Below are 16496 nucleotides of genomic sequence, written 5' to 3'. Positions count from 1 at the left end.
TTTTACAGTTACTTAAGTAGTATTTTTACTTAAGTAATTGTCTTGTTATACGCAAGTTATTTAGGATTTTTTACGTAAATTTAATTAAAGCTGAGTCAAAAAATAAATTATAAGCTGCTACCCTATTACTAATTCACTTTTTGCTGCAACATTTGAACCCTCTAAAATCTGTGGTTTACAGGATTTGGAGGGATTCTTTTTTGGGATTGGGGATCAGGAACCGAGTGGTGTATTTTTGCTAAACTAGCAAAAGCTAATGGATTGCGATCGCCAAGTGTTACCACAGGAAAATCATTCTGTTTTAGAAATAGCCCATTCTTATTTGCTCAACTTAGTTGCAGCCAAAGCTAATGAGATAGATAGCGATCCCAATACACTCATGCAGGCGCTGCAAGGACTTGGAGATTTGGGTTTGCTGGCGTTACGTATTCCCCATGATTGGGGTGGTAAAGGAGTTAGTGAAGACACTTTTAGTAAATTTCAGGAACTCGTAGCACGGTACTCTGGCGCTTTAGCTTTTTTGCAAACCCAACACCAAAGTGCTACTGCAATGCTAGTTGCTAGCAGTAATTTTAGTTTGAAGCAGAAATATTTACCCCGTATAAGTAAGGGTGAAGTTTTACTCGGTATTGGTTTTTCGCAGTTGCGACGTGTAGGCGAACCATTAACGGTAGCGAAACCAGTCCCAGGAGGATATCAATTAGATGGAGTCGTACCTTGGGTAACTGGATGGGGAATATTTGATGATTTTATTATTGCTGCTACACTTCCCGATGGCTGTGCTGTTTTCGGTGTTGTTCCTTTTCAGGAAACTCAGCAAAATTTAGGAAGCAAAATCACATTTACTTCGCCAGCACAACTAGCAGCAATGACATCAACTAATACTGTCGCTGCTAATTTGACTAATTACTTTTTACCTGAAGAGTACGTAGTTTCGATTAAACCAGCCGGATGGATTCATGAAAGCGATCAAAATAATGTCCTGCGTGCCACTTTTTTAGCTACAGGTTGCGCTTTAGCTGGTTTAGATATTATAGAGTCCGCCGTAGAGACAAAATCATTGCCTGCGATCGCTCATGCTTTGACCGCTTTTCAACAAGAACTAAACTACTGTCGCACTGCAATTCGTCAGGCACAGAAAAATACTAATGTACAACTGTCAGAAAAACTACAATTACGAGCCTGGACAATTGATTTAGCAACACGCATTGCTCATGCAGCCGTTACCGTTTCTAGTGGTGCTGCCAATTATTTACATCATCCTGCACAAAGAGTATACCGCGAAGCCTTGGTGTTTACAGTTACCGGGCAGACTAATGCAGTAATGGAAGCGACGTTGGGGAGGTTGATCTGGGGGTGGGGACAAGGGGGACAAGGGGGAGATGGGGGAGAAGATAGTTATTTGTTTTCTCAATCAAAAATTATCACTTATTCACGAGTCATTCATTTGAGTCATGTTATAAACACCGATATTCCTCAGTGGGAGGGTGATCCTCCGGTGGAATTTGAGACTGTTGCAGAAATAGAAAAAGATGGGTATTATCTGCGACGCTTTTCTTTAGGTGAACACAGCGCTACTCATATTAATGCTCCAAAAAGTTTTGATCATGCTGGTGTTGGCATTGATCAATATCCGGCAGAATCGCTAGTTATACCTGCGGTAGTTATTAATATCCAAGAGCAAGTAAAAATTAACCCGGACTATACTCTCAATGTTGCTGATATTTTGGAGTGGGAAGAGCAATACGGGGAAATTACTAGTGGAAGTGTAATTTTATTATACACAGGATGGCAGGAAAAGTGGTGCGATCGCACAGCTTTTCTGAACCCAGATTCTCAAGGAAAGATGCATTTTCCTGGTTTTAGTAGTGATGCAACTGAGTTTCTATTGCATGAGCGTCACATTGCTGGAGTCGGAATTGATACACATGGCGTAGATCCTGGGCAAGATACTACTTTTACCACTAACTGTCTAGTGTTAGAGAAACCACGTATTGTTCTAGAAAATCTCACGAATTTAGATCAATTACCGCCCAAAGGCGCAACTTTGGTAATTGGGATTTTGAGATTAAAAGATGGTTCCGGTTCGCCTGCTGGAGTGATGGCGTTGATTTGATTGTTGCTGAAAGCTAGAGAAACTGTCACTTTATGCCAAATAGCTGAAAATATCCTTACACTAGATGAGCCATTTTACCGTATGCATTGCACAGGACAGTTTAAACTATTTTACGTAGACAGCGAGTAGTTCTTCTAATATTTCTGCAATTTGGTCAGCAATCTCTTCTACTTTATTTTCTTGTACAAGATATTTAATTTTTATAGCTTTATTATTTATTTTCAATTGGATTGCCTCATTGGATAGTTCCAGACTATCAATCTCAGCAAATCCATATAAAAGCTTGTACACACCTGGCATTAGTTCTCGAAGTCCATCTACTCCTATACGTTTATGTATTAAAACCTCTCTTTCAAATTTCTTTCCAAAAAATGATTGTATTATGTGCAAAAAGTTCTTAGGAATATAGGTAATTTTGCGTAGTTCAGTTCCTTTTTGTTTAGCCTTATCTCCTATTTTAAAAGCATCTCCATTACACTTTAACCATGTTTCTTCGTCAACAGAGTATTGTTTGCATATGAGTGCAAACAGCCATAAATATGATGCCTTAATATCATCTTCTTGATCTCCTCTGAGTAATATGATTTCTGCTAGTAAATTACTTGATTCAGCAATTACAAACTGAAGACGATTTAACTTTCTAATATTTGTTAATGATTCCTGGAGCTTTGCGGGTGAAACTTTGTGAGGCATTATACGAAAGAGATTAATAACCATTTCTGCCAATCCTTCTCCAGAAATAGATGAAATTGGGATTATCTTATTGTCAAAAATTCTGTTATAACTCTCTAGCTGTTCTAGTTTCTCCTGGTTAGTGAGTTTATTTAGTTCGTCAATATGAGTACCAGCTACGATAATACGTCCATGATACCGATCTTTAAGCTCAAAAAAGAAAGACTTAAATGCCTTCTTTTCATATTTATTTAGAGTACGTGATATATTGATTACTAATATCACTGCATCTAATAGTGGCGATTGTCTCAATTGTTCAGTAGACAATTCAACTATTTCATTTAATGTCTCTTGAAAGGGTACAAATTCAAATTCTTTCCCATCTTCTTCTTGAGATATTCCTAAAAATAACCTAGTAATGTTTTCATATCCAAACTCCTCATTACCTCCAATTCCAGGTGTATCATAAATAATTAAACCACTAGGGAATTCTGCTTTAATAACGCAACTTGTGGTGTCAGCAGTTCGCCTAACTTCCGCGATTGATTGACCAAAAAGTGCATTTATTAAACTAGACTTTCCAGCTGATGTCATACCAACTAATGCAATTCGAGGAGCAGAACCATTATTCATTCTGTGCAGCGTTTTGGCAATTACATCCGGATTATTGTCAGAGTAGCTGGAATCATAGTCCTTCGTAAAGTGATTCCATATATATTGACTTAAAGTTACAGCATCATTAACAATGTCAGATTCAGTTAATACTTTAAGTAAAGCTTGAATGTTTTTGAGTACTTTCATATATAAGTTCGTAAACAACTCCTTATTAATTAATCTGGAAAGCAATGCCCGCATTTATTGAGAACAAAGGTTCCAATATAATCACCAGTATTTAAATCAAAAATTGGAATTTCTGTTCCATTGTGTAAATTGTGAATTGGTAAGACTCCCAAATTCACAATACCTATGAAATTGTCCAAGTTTGAATATTGAATTTTATGAGAACCCCAAAACCCATTAAGATTAACACGATGTAGTTCACCACTTACTGGGTTAACGATGTAGTCGAAGCCAATTTCTTGTACTTCCCGGTAAAGTTGAAGGTTCTTAAGAATCTTTCCGTAAAGTTTTTGATTGATCACGATTTACCATAGACGAAAGACCTGTAATTATATAGTTCCCAAAAAACTTTAATTTTGAACATCAATTCCACAAATGCGATAGATGAAATCAACTTAGGATTTCAAGTGATGGACTCTGTAGATGGGACATTGTTAGAGAAAGACATGCGGGACTAAATAAAAAAACCCCCAATCGGGGGTTAATGTCATCAAATTATGGAGTAAAAAGTAATACTCACAGTATATACAATAATCCGAATAGGATAATCCAAATTACGTCTACGAAGTGCCAATAAATTTCAGCAGCTTCAATCCCAAAGTGCTTTTCACTACTGTAGTGTTCTTTTTTGCGCGATCGCCACAACACTGCCAAAATTGCTAAAACACCAATCGTCACGTGCAAACCGTGGAAACCAGTCAAAACATAAAATGCACTGGCGAACAAATTAGTTGTCAGACCAAATTCCAGGTGGAAGTATTCATACATTTGTCCCGCCAAGAAAATGATCCCCATAATCGCGGTAATTGCAAACCACATTTGCATACCGCGGACATCATTCTTTTTAATAGCGGTATCAGCATTATGAATGACAAAACTGCTAGCAATTAGATTTATGGTGTTGATACCGGGAAGCAATAGTTCTAATTCTGGAGTACCTTCCGGTGGCCAAGCAGGTAATGTCGAACGAAAAGCTAAATAGGCTCCGAACAAGCCCATGAAAATCATCCCTTCGGCGACTAGAAATACAATTAGTCCAAACAGACGATAGTCATGATGTTCTTCGTGATGAGCAGTTTCTGCTGCGTGGTGATAATTTAGGGCTGTTTTTGCTGGGTCAATAGTTTGACTCATGAATCTTTTTTAAATTATGAATTGTGAATTATGAATTATGAAGAATGAATTCAGGATTCATCATTCATAATTCATTATTAAACTTAGATTTCGCCTTTTTCAGCTGCGATCGATGGATAGGGTTCGTCGGGATTGGCGCGTAAAACTGAGTTTAGACCTGCTGACAAAACTGGATCGGAACTAGATAAAGGTACGCCTTCTTGAGCTTTTTCCAAACCGTAGTCGTAGGGGCCAGTAGCCAATACAGGGGGTTTGTCAAAATTCTCAAATGCTGGTGGTGATGCAGTCATCCACTCCAAAGTTAGAGCTTTCCAAGGATTGTTACCAGCCTTGGGGCCATACATCCAACTCCAAATCACATTGACAATAAAAGGTAAAGTCGAAACTGCGAGTATGTAAGAACCGTAGGTGCAGATTTCGTTGATCAAGGCAAATTTGGGATCATACTGGGCAATACGGCGGTTCATACCCATTAATCCGAGTTTGTGCATGGGTAAGAAGGTCATATTCAGACCAATGATCGTAAAAGCAAAATGAACCTGACCCCAAAATTCGTTTAACATTCGTCCCGTCATTTTTGGGAACCAGTGGTAGAAAGCGGCATAGATACCCAAAACACTACCACCAAACAGAACGTAATGCAGGTGGGCGACTACAAAATAGGTGTCGTGAACGTGGATATCAAAAGGCACTGCTGCCAGCATGACGCCACTGATACCACCAATCACAAAAGTTCCCACAAAGCCGATCGCAAACAGTAAAGCGGTACGATCAACGCGGAGTTTACCACCCCACATGGTTCCTAACCAACTGAAAATTTTAATACCCGTAGGTACGGCGATGATCATCGTCGTGATCATGAAAAACATCCGCAACCAACCGGGGATACCACTGGTAAACATGTGGTGCGCCCACACAATTAAACCCAGAAAGCTAATTGCCAAAGAAGAGTAGGCGATCGCTTTATAACCAAAAATCGGTTTACGGGAGTGAACGGGGATCACCTCAGAAATCACCCCAAAGAAGGGCAAAATCATGATGTAAACTGCTGGGTGAGAGTAAAACCAAAACATGTGCTGGTATACTACTGGATCACCACCACCAGTGGGATTAAAAAATGTTGTACCTGCAAATAAATCAAAAGCCAGCAAAATTAAGCCTGCTGCTAGCACAGGTGTAGACAACAGTACTAAGGCTGAAGTTGCCAACATTGCCCAGCAGAACAAGGGCATTTGATGGAAACCCATCCCAGGGGTACGCATTTTCAGGAGAGTGACGAGGAAATTAATCGCCCCTAAAATTGACGATGTACCCAACAGCAGGATACTCATAATCCAGATTCCCTCACCCACCTGGCCTGTTACCAAACTCAGAGGAGGGTAAGAAGTCCAACCTGCATCTGGAGCATCACCTATGGCTAAACTGGCGATCAGCATTACACCTGCTGGGGGAATCATCCAGAAAGCTAGAGCATTGAGGCGAGGGAATGCCATATCTTTTGCCCCAATCATCAGTGGCATCACGTAGTTGGCAAAACCTGCACCCGCAGGCACAATCCACAAGAAAATCATGATTGTGGCGTGCAGCGTAAACAAGCTGTTGTAGACTTCGGGAGTGACAAAATCTACTTCTGGAGTACGGAGTTCGGTACGTACCAAATCAGCCATTACCCCACCAATACAGTAGAAGATGAAAGTGCTGACTAGGTATTGAATACCAATGACTTTGTGGTCAGTGTTAAAGGTAAAGTATTCCCACCATTTTCTAATCCCTGGTTCGTCTGCCTCAGCAGGGATATTAGCTGTTTGTTGTATCTGTGCTTGTGTCATAAGTTTTTTAGTCAATGGTCAATGGTCAATTGTCAATTGTCATTACTTTTGACTCTTGACAATGGACTCTTGACTATTTGTGAATTTGATGTAACATCTCTGGCTGAATTCCCATGTCTTGAGTGTATGGGGCGAGATATTCAGCTGGGGATAGTTCGCTAGGGTTCACAGCAATTGCTTGATTGAGAGTTTCGGCACTAGCAACCTGCTGTTCTTGTACCCATTTTTCAAAGGCTTCTGGTTTTTCTACTATGACTTGTGTCCTCATTGCGCCGTGGTAAGGACCACATAGTTCTGCACAGATTACAGCATAATCGCCTTCTGTCTTGGGTGTAAACCGAATTTCTGTTTGCCTACCGGGGATCACATCTTGCTTGAGGCGAAATTCTGGTACCCAAAAAGCATGGATGACGTCATTAGCTGTCATATTTAGTTTCACTTCCCGGCCAATAGGAACGTGCAATTCACCAGAAGTAATTCCTGTATCTGGGTAGGTAAAAATGAAGGCATACTGCAAACCTGTGACATTAATCACAAGTTCCGGTGGTCTGCCTTGGTTTTCTCGACTAGCACCAATTGTGGGAGCAACAATGCCGACACCAGGAGCATCCTGCTTTTGGGGAATTTGGTCAGCATTCCGAACTACTGCGGTGGCTGGATCTTGCATTGCCTGATCAGATTTTTGCTGATTGAGGTTGGGTTGATCACTCCCAGGTGTATCGGTCAAGGTTGCTGCGATCGCCGCTCCTGGCATTTTCATTGCTTGGGGGGTCATGGGTGCGTCGTGAATGGCATGGGGATCAAAGCCACCCATCTCATTGTAGACGTCGAAACTGTAAACAGAGATACCGATAACAATAATCGCGGGGATCGCTGTCCAGAGAATCTCTAGTGGTACATTGCCATGCACTGGCGAACCATCTGTATCGTCACCTGCACGTCGGCGATATTTAAAGGCGGCGTATATTAAAACACCTTCTACGATTAAAAATATACCTGTAGATACGATCATCATTGCATTGAACAGGCCATCCACTAAAACAGCTTCCTCGGAAGCCTGGGTAGGTAATAGACCATGATTTTGACCATACCAGAGGCTGACTAGTGTCAGCACGATGCCAATAAGTAATGTCCAGATTGAACTTGGAATTTTCACGGTTGATAAAGTTGATGACTTTACTACTTAGACGGAACTGCTCACTTACTACGGTAGTCCAGCCTACAGGAGATAGAGTCCTAGAAAGTAAAATCATTATTAATTTTTAAGCTGATTTTTCGATCATCAACAGAATGTATTGGTTGGATATGTCGGAGGTTAGATGCAAATTCAGAGAAAAATTTTTTTAAGCTAGAAGTATCTCTAGCAGTCTATTGTCAACAACTTGAAAAATACCTAAAGCTTAGGCGCAAAGTAACCAAGCTGCTTCAAAGTATTAAGTGAGAGCCGAACTTTCACCCCAATTTTCATAAGCTAGGGTGGAGATGTGAATTTTAGATTTTGGATTTTGGATTTTAGATTTTGGGAACGACGTTTCAACCAAGTCACAACTCCTCTATCGATCATCCAAAATCCCCAAGGCTGTAAATGGATGGTATGGACAATCTCTATAAAGTCCAAATCGGCTGGTAAACGTTTGAAATTTTGTGGCTCACGAAGAGCAACTCAAAGGTATCTTTCATGAGCGAATTTGTTCTGAAACAACAAAATGTAGAGGCCGTAGAACAGCAGCAAAATCCCAAGGAGCGAATTCGACGCTGGGTGTGGAGAATGTGTGTAGCCACTTTGATTTTGATGGCGATTGGCAGCGCCACCCGCGTCATGAATGCAGGATTAGCTTGTCCAGACTGGCCTTTGTGCTACGGTAAACTAGTACCGACCAAGCAAATGAATTTCCAGGTGTTTCTGGAATGGTTTCATAGATTGGATGCATCATTAATTGGGATCAGCGCGATCGCACTTGTGGGTGTATCTTGGTGGAATCGTCGCTCTTTACCCAAGTGGCTACCTTGGGCATCCACATTTGCTCTATTTTTAATTATCTTCCAAGGCGTGTTAGGTGGACTCACTGTTACTGAACTGTTGCGGTTTGATATAGTGACTGCTCACTTGGGAACAGCTTTAGTATTTTTCTGTACTCTATTGGTGATTGGTACTGCACTTACTCCCTACCAAGCCACCGGAACTGTTGGTAAATTGCCTTGGGTAGGTTTAATTGCCACTATTTTGATTTACGTACAGAGTCTTCTCGGCGCTTTAGTCGGTTCTCGCTGGGCGCTACACCAATGTTTTGGAGGTTACGAACTTTGTAATGTGATGTATAGTCACATCTTCGGCTTGATCCCACCGACAGTGGCTATATTGGTACTGGTATTTATGGCTTGGCGTACACCAGCACTCAACCCAGCCCTACGCAAACTAGCAAATATGGCTGGTGGATTATTGCTTTTACAACTGATTGTAGGATTTGCGACTTTTCGATTACATCTCCAAGTCGAACCATTAACTGTCTCTCACCAAGCTATAGGGGCAAGTTTACTAGGTATTTTGGTGGTTTTCACTGTTCTGTCATTACGCGATTGGGCAGTAAGCCGCAGTATGAACGCTGACACAAATACTGAGACTGCCAATCCACTTCCAAGTTAAATCAGTTAACAGTGAATTCTAATAGCAACAGCATACAAATTATTGAACATTAAGGAATTAGTGCCAAGATGATTGAGACTAATGTCTCGAAGCAGCATGAATCATTTTTACAGGTTCTGCAAAGCTATTACCAACTAACCAAACCCAGAATTATCCCATTGCTGTTAATTACCACAGCTGGCAGTATGTGGATCGCAGCCAAGGGACAGGTAGATCCACTGCTGTTGCTAGTAACTTTGTTTGGTGGCACTTTAGCCGCTGCTAGCGCCCAGACAATTAACTGTATTTATGACCGGGATATAGATTATGAGATGGAGCGCACCCGTCATCGTCCCATCCCTTCTGGTAGGATACAGTCACGTGATGCTCTAATTTTTGCGATCGCTCTAGCTGTTATTTCCTTTAGCCTATTGTCAGTATTTGCCAACTTGCTAGCTGCCGAGCTAGCAATGGTTGGTATAGTTTTCTATGTTTTAGTTTATACTCATTGGCTAAAGCGTCATAGCACCCTCAATATCGTCATTGGTGGAGCCGCAGGAGCTATTCCGACACTGGTAGGTTGGGCAGCTGTTACTGGTAGTTTAAGCTGGACAGCGTGGTTATTATTTGGAATTGTCTTTTTATGGACACCGCCTCATTTCTGGGCTTTAGCTTTGATGATTAGTGAGGATTACGCAAAAGTCGGCGTACCAATGCTACCAGTGGTTGCCGGGAATCCGGCGACTGTGCGTCAGATTTGGTGGTATACCTTAATCACAGTCGTAGCCACACTGATGCTAATTTATCCTTTGCAGCAAACAGGATTTGTTTATGGTGCGATCGCGCTATATTTAGGCGGAGTATTCATTTACAAAGCTTGGCAATTGTTGCATAATCCAAGCGATCGTAATTTAGCTAGAGGATTATTTCTCTACTCCATTTCTTACATGATGCTGTTGTGTCTGGGTATGGTAATTGATAGTCTTCCTCTTACCCATCATGCAATTAGTTTTGTGGTGAGTCAGTTGCATTTGGTGAACTGAAAGGTAGATAACTGGAATTAGACCGGGTTTTTCTCAAAACCCGGTTTTTATTTATTTAATTGCAGAAAGAGCGCGTCCACATACACCAGCAGCTATACCCGCCGAAGCCACCAAAGAAGGCTGATTCTTCACGACACCAAGAATAGCTGCTAAGAAAAGAGCAAAAAAAGCACTCAACGCCATTTGACGTAAAATACTCATCTTGAATCCTCTAGCTAGATTTAATAGGGCTGATACTAATATAATTATCCATTAACTTTGTTTATAAAAGTAAAAGAAGTTATACAAATTATCCAAATTATTCAATTTGAAAATCCAGCTTTGGGGAATAATGTATGTACAAATACATTAATGTTTCAGTTAAATACAATTATTCTCGTTACCAGGTTAAACCTGATAACGAGGGTTTGAAGGCTTCGCTTCCTGATACTACAAACTAGTGGAAGTTGTCAATTTTTAGTCCTTGTAACAATCGTAACATCTATAGCATTTGTATTTGTCTTTGTCTTTGTCTCTGTCTTTGCCTTTGTCGTCTCTACCACCAATAATTTGACTAGATTCAACAGATTCAATGTGATTCAGATCAGAAATAATCATGGCTTTCTCCTGGGAATTAAGTAATGGTAATTGTTGTGATTTCAAGAATGTTTGAAAAGTGCTGAACTACGACTTATTAATGTCAATTGTGATTAAATTTTCACTTCTCACACATCCTATGAGACTCAATTACAAAATCAGGTAAGCGATAACCTTAGTACCCTAATTTAGGTATTGCTTATCGGACATTCATATGTCCAAAGATAGAACCTATATCTGTCAAAAGTAGTTCTCAATATCTGGCTAGCAACCAGCTATCTAAAAAATTGAAATTTTTAACTTGAAAAATAAAGTTATTAACTGTTTTTTTGAATCAATTGGGATGTTAAAACATGTATCTATTGGTGCAAGATTGATCGTGTTAATCCAATTAATCATTTACGACCAGTTGCGAAAATAGTCAGATTTTCATACCAAACACCTTGCTCAGTTGCCATTGCGTTTATTTGCTGACGATACTCTGTTTGTAATTCTTGCATTTGCTCTACAGAAAGCTGTAATAAGGGATTTTCTCTAGGATGAAACCATCCTCCATTCCATTCTTGAGCTTTCTCAAGACTGCGATAAAAACCAAATTGTTCGCTTTTAACTTGAATATCTTGAAAACCAGCTTTTCGGAGCAAATTTTGACACTTCTGGGGAGTTCCTGTTGGCTCGTTAATGTTTGTCAGTGAAATACCATGTTTGTCACAAACTTTAATGATGAGTGGTGCTTCACATGATTCCTGAGAGCAAGCAGAAAAACCAACAATACCACCTTTTTTGAGAAAACGATACCATTTGCGTAGAGCAGCAGAAATATCTGTAAAGTAAACTATTGCTGTAGAACAAATAATTACATCAAAACTTTCATCATCAAAGTCTATATACTCTGCATCGGCTGCAATTAATTCTATATTTTGTAAGCCTAATTCATCTATTTTATGTTGAGCTTGCTTAAGCATTACTGAAGAAAAATCTACTCCAATTACTTTGCCTTCTGAGCCAACAATTTGAGCAGCAGATATGGCAATGATACCTGTACCAGTTGCCATATCTAATACTTTTTGTCCCTGTTTTAATTTAACTAACTCTAATAAAGGCAGAGCGCGACGAATGGTGTAATCATTGTCGTAACTAGTTCTGCTGTTGAAAAAATCAATTACTTTTTGTTTGTATTGTTGTTCGTATTGGTTGTTGTGCATGGCATTGTTTTTTTGCTTTAAAAGGGAACGGGGAAGAAGGAACAGGAAACTGTTCCCGCTCCGAAGAGTTACACATTTCTCTAGACAGAGGTTTTAACCAAACAGAAACTTTATCATCGAATCTATATATGCAAAAGTTTATCAGCATATTTTGAGGCTCCCGCCACGAACCGATGGGATTTTGTGGCAACAAATTTTTACTGAGAGCAAACACCGAAAAAAGCGCGGGAGTGCTTTAGATGGCAATGATCGAAGATTTAAAAAGAATTTCTGACACTATCTGGGAAATTCCAGTTTCCTACAAACAGGGAATGCGCGTTCCGGCGCGTATCTATGGAACAGAAAAGTTAATTCAGGAATTGGACGACGCAGTTTATGACCAAGTTACTAATGTTGCTACACTTCCAGGTATAACTAAATATGCTTTGTGTATGCCCGACGGACACTTTGGTTATGGTTTTCCGATTGGGGGTGTGGCGGCGATGGATGTAGAAACAGGGGGTGTGATTTCTCCTGGTGGTATCGGTTTTGATATCAATTGCGGTATGCGCTTGATGGTAACAAATTTAACCTACGATGAAGTTAAACCCTATATTAAAAAGTTAGTAGACAGGCTGTACGAAAGGGTTCCGGCTGGGGTGGGAAGCACTGGATTTGTGAAACTTTCCCGGAATGAGTTTCGTAAAGTAGTGGAGGAAGGCGCACGATGGTGCATCCGTAATGATTACGGTTGGAAAGAAGACTTGGAATTGATAGAAGAAAACGGGTGCATTCAGGGTGCTGATGCTAGCAAAATCAGTGAAAAAGCGATTGATAGAGGTTTCAACCAAATCGGAACTTTGGGATCTGGAAACCACTATTTGGAAATTCAAGTTGCCCGACCAGAGAATATTTATGATCAGGAATTAGCCCGGAGTCTGGGAATTACTATTCCTAATCAAGTGGTGGTGATGTTTCACTGTGGAAGTCGAGGATTTGGTCATCAGGTAGCAACTGACTATCTACAAACTTTCCTAAAGGTGATGGAAAGTAAGTATGGGATCAAAATTTTGGATCGAGAATTAGCCTGCGCGCCTTTTGATTCTCCTGAAGGACAAGCTTATTTTGCAGCGATGAAATGCGGCATTAATATGTCGTTTGTTAATCGTCAAGTGATTTTACACCGGATTCGGGAAGTGTTTGCAGAAATTTTGGGGCGATCGCCAGAAGATTTAGGTATGCACATGGTATATGATGTCGCCCACAATACAGCCAAATTAGAACATCATATTATTGATGGCAAAGAGCGATCGCTACTTGTCCATCGTAAAGGTGCAACTCGTGCTTTTGCTCCTGGGATGGCAGATGTACCTGAACGGTATAAAAACATTGGTCAGCCAGTAATTATTGGTGGCAGTATGGAAACTGGCTCTTATTTATTAGTGGGTGTACCCAGTGGTGAGCAAACTTTCTTCAGCACTGCTCACGGTAGCGGACGCACAATGAGTCGAACGAAAGCACGAAAAATCTATCGCGGTGAAAAACTCAAACAAGAGATGGAAAGCCGAGGTATTTATGTCCGCAGTACCTCCTATTCAGGATTAGCAGAAGAAGCGGGTGGAGCCTACAAAAATATTGATGATGTCATTGAAGCGGTTGAGTTAGCAGGAATTAGTAAGCGGGTAGCAAGGTTGACACCAATTGGAAATATCAAGGGGTAATAGAATTTTAGATTTTAGATTCTTATGGTAGTACGTACACCATTAACAGTAATTACTGGGCCGTTGGGAAGCGGTAAAACAACGCTGCTGCGTCATATCCTTAACACTTTTCCCAAAAAAATTGCCATTTTGATGAACGAATTTGGCGAAATAGCGATTGATACCAAAATCATCCAAGGTAAAAACGTTCAAATGGCAGATTTGGGTGGTGGTTGTGTTTGCTGTTCGCTGTTGGGGGAATTTGAAGCCGCTGTGAATGAAATTATTAATAACGTTGACCCCGATTACATCGTAGTGGAAACTACCGGAGTTGCAGAACCAGATGCTTTAGTTTTTGATATTCAAGAAAGTTTACAGAGAGTACGACTCGATGGAGTGATTACAGTTATTGATGCCGATGCAATGATTAAATATCCCTCCGTTGGTCACACAATCCGAATTCAAATTGAAGCAGCGGACATCATTCTTTTAAACAAGATTGATTTAGTTTCTGCAAGTGAATTGCAAGCCATTGAGAAAAAGTTAAATTCGATTAATGAAACTGCTTCGATTGTGCATACTGTAAGGGGTCTGGTAGCTCCAGATTTGCTATTCGGTATTAGTCGAGAAAGAGTACAAGCTCCACCACACCACGTTCATCAGATAGAATTTGAATCATTTATTTATAGATCATCTGCTATTTTTAATCGCCAGGTTTTTGAGGAATTTGCTGATAATTTGGCAACTGAAGTTTATCGAGCCAAAGGGTTTATCCGCTTTGATGATGGGATATATTTATTTAATTTTGTAGCTGGTCGTTGGGAATTAGAGTTATTTACACAAGAAGCCACAGAATTAGTATTTATTGGTAAAAAAACAAGCTTGAAAAAATCAGAAATTGTTAACAAATTAAAATTTTGTGAAATATAAATAATATTAAATAAAACACAAAGAAAATTAAACTTGAAAATTTTATGCGTTACGAATTTTTGGAAGATATTGCCACTGCTGATATTGCTTTTTGTGCTTGGGGAGAAGATTTGCAAAAGCTTTTCGAGTCCGCAGGTAATGCCACAATTAATACTATGGTTGAAAATTTGGATGCAATAGAACCAAAAGAAACACGAAATATCAGCTTGGATAATGATGAATTAGACCTCTTACTATTTAATTTCTTGCAAGAACTTGTTTATTACAAAGATAGCGAACAACTTTTGTTGCAAACACAGCAAATTAATATTGATGAGAAAGATGGTAAATACCACCTCACTGCTGTACTCCAAGGAGAAAAACTTGACCCTCAACGCCATCAACAATTAGTAGATGTAAAAGCTGTCACGTTACATCAGTTTCATCTAGAAAAAATAAACGATGGTTGGAAGGCGATGGTTATTCTTGATATTTAGTTGAAATGGTGAGATGAATACTAGAGATGAAAATTGTTTAAGAACACACAGCTTGGAAACAAATTTGGAGAGCGATCGCTAGATGGCGATCGCATTTGTTAGTGTAGTCATACATGCTTAATTACCCTTTCTATAAATTAACTGACTTAATATGGCTAATTTAAATCTGCGTCGTCCGCAAAATATTAGTGGTGACTTTTATGTCGATACCACTTGTATCGACTGTGATACCTGTCGTTGGATGGCTCCAGAAGTATTTACTGAAGCTGAGGGAATGTCAGCAGTTTATCAGCAACCAACGAACGACAAAGAAAGATTAAAAGCATTGCAAGCACTTTTATCTTGTCCTACTAGTTCAATTGGTACTGTTGAGAAACCTCAAGATATCAAAATTGTTCAGCTAAGTTTTCCGATTCCTGTAGAAGAAAATGTCTACGATTGTGGCTATCATTCAGAAAAATCCTATGGTGGAACTGGCTACTTTATTCAACTACCAGAAGGTAATGTTCTAGTAGATTCTCCTCGCTTTACACCGCCTCTAGTCAAGCGTTTAGAAGAAATGGGAGGAATACGTTATATGTTCCTAACTCACATAGATGATGTGGCAGATCATCAAAAGTATACAGAACATTTTGGGTGTGAACGTATTCTACATAAAGATGATATTAATCGAGGTACTCGTGATGTCGAAATTCAATTGACTGGTTCAGAACCTTTTCAATTAGCTCCTGATTTATTAATTATCCCAGTTCCTGGACATAGTAAAGGACACACTGTCTTGCTATACAAAAATAAGTTTCTCTTTACTGGCGATCATCTGGCTTGGGATGATGATATTAACCGGTTAATTGCTTTCCGTAATTATTGTTTTTACTCTTGGTCAGAATTAATTAAATCAATGCGGAAGTTGGCTAATTATACTTTTGAGTGGGTGCTTCCAGGTCATGGACGGAGATATCACACAGATGCAGAAACTATGAAAGAACAAATGCACAAGTGTATTGCGTGGATGGAAACCCAATAACGCAACTAGTATTGATGAAAGTATTTTGAAAAATTTTGCAATTCTAGCGAAGAAACCGGGTTTTAACCATATGATTAAAACCCGTTTTTTGTGTAAACATCCTCACTTCATCACTACATACTTCTACACACAGTAATCTATTTCCGGAATCTCACGAAGAAACTTAGTAGCATATTGTATAGTCGCTTGCCGAAGTAGTATATGGAACCATTAACCACGGGAGAATCTTAGTTTTGTAAAAAAATTTGGGAAAGAATCCGAAAAGTAGCAACTTTAGTTTGTAGTTCAGACTATATGTACAAAAGTGAGATGTTCCCATAATTGAGCCTGGTAGCTTATGGAAGTATGG

At 39.7% G+C, this 16496-nt stretch carries 14 protein-coding genes; 7 read left to right on the top strand and 7 right to left on the bottom strand.

Annotation, left to right across the window (positions count from 1 at the left end; genetic code table 11):
- The first annotated feature begins 256 nt into the window (after positions 1-256).
- Positions 257-2116, top strand: coding sequence for a cyclase family protein (locus ACE1AT_RS15030; protein WP_374869638.1), 1860 nt, complete (start codon positions 257-259; stop codon positions 2114-2116).
- Between the two features lie 105 nt (positions 2117-2221).
- Here the strand turns inward: ACE1AT_RS15030 and ACE1AT_RS15025 are convergent, their stop codons facing one another.
- The 4 genes from ACE1AT_RS15025 to ACE1AT_RS15010 form a co-directional block, all read right to left on the bottom strand.
- Complete coding sequence (locus ACE1AT_RS15025; RefSeq protein WP_374869636.1) at positions 2222-3589, bottom strand: GTPase; 1368 nt, start codon at positions 3587-3589, stop codon at positions 2222-2224.
- Positions 3590-4144: 555 nt separating this feature from the next.
- Positions 4145-4762 (bottom strand): heme-copper oxidase subunit III, encoded by a 618-nt coding sequence (locus tag ACE1AT_RS15020; protein WP_374869634.1) that lies wholly within the window; start codon positions 4760-4762, stop codon positions 4145-4147.
- An 83-nt stretch (positions 4763-4845) separates the two neighbouring features.
- Positions 4846-6591, bottom strand: a complete 1746-nt coding sequence (gene ctaD, locus ACE1AT_RS15015) for a cytochrome c oxidase subunit I (protein WP_374869632.1) — start codon at positions 6589-6591, stop codon at positions 4846-4848.
- A 73-nt stretch (positions 6592-6664) separates the two neighbouring features.
- On the bottom strand, positions 6665-7747 hold the full coding sequence (locus ACE1AT_RS15010) for a cytochrome c oxidase subunit II (RefSeq protein ID WP_374869630.1): 1083 nt from the start codon (positions 7745-7747) through the stop codon (positions 6665-6667).
- 522 nt (positions 7748-8269) lie between these two features.
- Between ACE1AT_RS15010 and ACE1AT_RS15005 the strand changes: the two genes are divergently transcribed.
- Positions 8270-9235 carry a heme A synthase gene (locus ACE1AT_RS15005; protein ID WP_374869628.1) on the top strand — a complete coding sequence of 322 codons (966 nt, stop codon included), beginning with the start codon at positions 8270-8272 and terminating at the stop codon, positions 9233-9235.
- A gap of 68 nt (positions 9236-9303) precedes the next feature.
- The gene (locus ACE1AT_RS15000) at positions 9304-10257 is read left to right on the top strand and encodes a heme o synthase (protein ID WP_374869626.1); all 954 of its coding nucleotides are present in this window, start codon (positions 9304-9306) and stop codon (positions 10255-10257) included.
- A 51-nt stretch (positions 10258-10308) separates the two neighbouring features.
- Here ACE1AT_RS15000 and ACE1AT_RS14995 read toward each other — a convergent pair whose 3' ends face one another.
- From ACE1AT_RS14995 to ACE1AT_RS14985, 3 genes are all read right to left on the bottom strand, one after another.
- Positions 10309-10458: a hypothetical protein gene (locus ACE1AT_RS14995; RefSeq protein WP_016858428.1), complete on the bottom strand. Its 150-nt coding sequence runs from the start codon at positions 10456-10458 to the stop codon at positions 10309-10311.
- 255 nt (positions 10459-10713) lie between these two features.
- A complete protein-coding gene (locus ACE1AT_RS14990; protein ID WP_374869624.1) occupies positions 10714-10854 on the bottom strand; it encodes a hypothetical protein in 141 nt (46 codons plus the stop codon).
- A 374-nt stretch (positions 10855-11228) separates the two neighbouring features.
- Positions 11229-12038, bottom strand: a complete 810-nt coding sequence (locus ACE1AT_RS14985) for a class I SAM-dependent methyltransferase (protein ID WP_374869622.1) — start codon at positions 12036-12038, stop codon at positions 11229-11231.
- 239 nt (positions 12039-12277) lie between these two features.
- Here ACE1AT_RS14985 and ACE1AT_RS14980 point away from each other — a divergent pair, with 239 nt between their 5' ends.
- The 4 genes from ACE1AT_RS14980 to ACE1AT_RS14965 all read left to right on the top strand — a co-directional run bounded on the left by ACE1AT_RS14980 (position 12278) and on the right by ACE1AT_RS14965 (position 16147).
- The gene (locus tag ACE1AT_RS14980; protein WP_374869620.1) at positions 12278-13738 is read left to right on the top strand and encodes an RtcB family protein; all 1461 of its coding nucleotides are present in this window, start codon (positions 12278-12280) and stop codon (positions 13736-13738) included.
- Positions 13739-13762: 24 nt separating this feature from the next.
- Positions 13763-14647: a CobW family GTP-binding protein gene (locus tag ACE1AT_RS14975; protein WP_374869618.1), complete on the top strand. Its 885-nt coding sequence runs from the start codon at positions 13763-13765 to the stop codon at positions 14645-14647.
- A 44-nt stretch (positions 14648-14691) separates the two neighbouring features.
- The gene (locus tag ACE1AT_RS14970; protein ID WP_374869616.1) at positions 14692-15123 is read left to right on the top strand and encodes an archease; all 432 of its coding nucleotides are present in this window, start codon (positions 14692-14694) and stop codon (positions 15121-15123) included.
- 151 nt (positions 15124-15274) lie between these two features.
- Entirely contained in the window at positions 15275-16147 is an 873-nt protein-coding gene (locus tag ACE1AT_RS14965; protein WP_374869614.1) for an MBL fold metallo-hydrolase, read from the top strand.
- The last annotated feature ends 349 nt before the right edge of the window (positions 16148-16496 follow it).

This window comes from Pelatocladus sp. BLCC-F211, assembly GCF_041928655.1.
In the GTDB taxonomy this organism is placed as follows: Bacteria; Cyanobacteriota; Cyanobacteriia; order Cyanobacteriales; family Nostocaceae; genus Pelatocladus.
Note: the sequence above shows the minus strand (reverse complement) of the source record. Positions and strands in the feature narration are given on the sequence as shown.

Coding starts and splice junctions, on each gene's coding strand:
- ACE1AT_RS15030 (WP_374869638.1), top strand. CDS start 257: ATGGATTGCGATCGCCAAGTGTTACCACAGGAAAATCATTCTGTTTTA.
- ACE1AT_RS15025 (WP_374869636.1), bottom strand. CDS start 3,589: ATGAAAGTACTCAAAAACATTCAAGCTTTACTTAAAGTATTAACTGAA.
- ACE1AT_RS15020 (WP_374869634.1), bottom strand. CDS start 4,762: ATGAGTCAAACTATTGACCCAGCAAAAACAGCCCTAAATTATCACCAC.
- ctaD (WP_374869632.1), bottom strand. CDS start 6,591: ATGACACAAGCACAGATACAACAAACAGCTAATATCCCTGCTGAGGCA.
- ACE1AT_RS15005 (WP_374869628.1), top strand. CDS start 8,270: ATGAGCGAATTTGTTCTGAAACAACAAAATGTAGAGGCCGTAGAACAG.
- ACE1AT_RS15000 (WP_374869626.1), top strand. CDS start 9,304: ATGATTGAGACTAATGTCTCGAAGCAGCATGAATCATTTTTACAGGTT.
- ACE1AT_RS14995 (WP_016858428.1), bottom strand. CDS start 10,458: ATGAGTATTTTACGTCAAATGGCGTTGAGTGCTTTTTTTGCTCTTTTC.
- ACE1AT_RS14990 (WP_374869624.1), bottom strand. CDS start 10,854: ATGATTATTTCTGATCTGAATCACATTGAATCTGTTGAATCTAGTCAA.
- ACE1AT_RS14985 (WP_374869622.1), bottom strand. CDS start 12,038: ATGCACAACAACCAATACGAACAACAATACAAACAAAAAGTAATTGAT.
- ACE1AT_RS14980 (WP_374869620.1), top strand. CDS start 12,278: ATGGCAATGATCGAAGATTTAAAAAGAATTTCTGACACTATCTGGGAA.
- ACE1AT_RS14975 (WP_374869618.1), top strand. CDS start 13,763: ATGGTAGTACGTACACCATTAACAGTAATTACTGGGCCGTTGGGAAGC.
- ACE1AT_RS14970 (WP_374869616.1), top strand. CDS start 14,692: ATGCGTTACGAATTTTTGGAAGATATTGCCACTGCTGATATTGCTTTT.
- ACE1AT_RS14965 (WP_374869614.1), top strand. CDS start 15,275: ATGGCTAATTTAAATCTGCGTCGTCCGCAAAATATTAGTGGTGACTTT.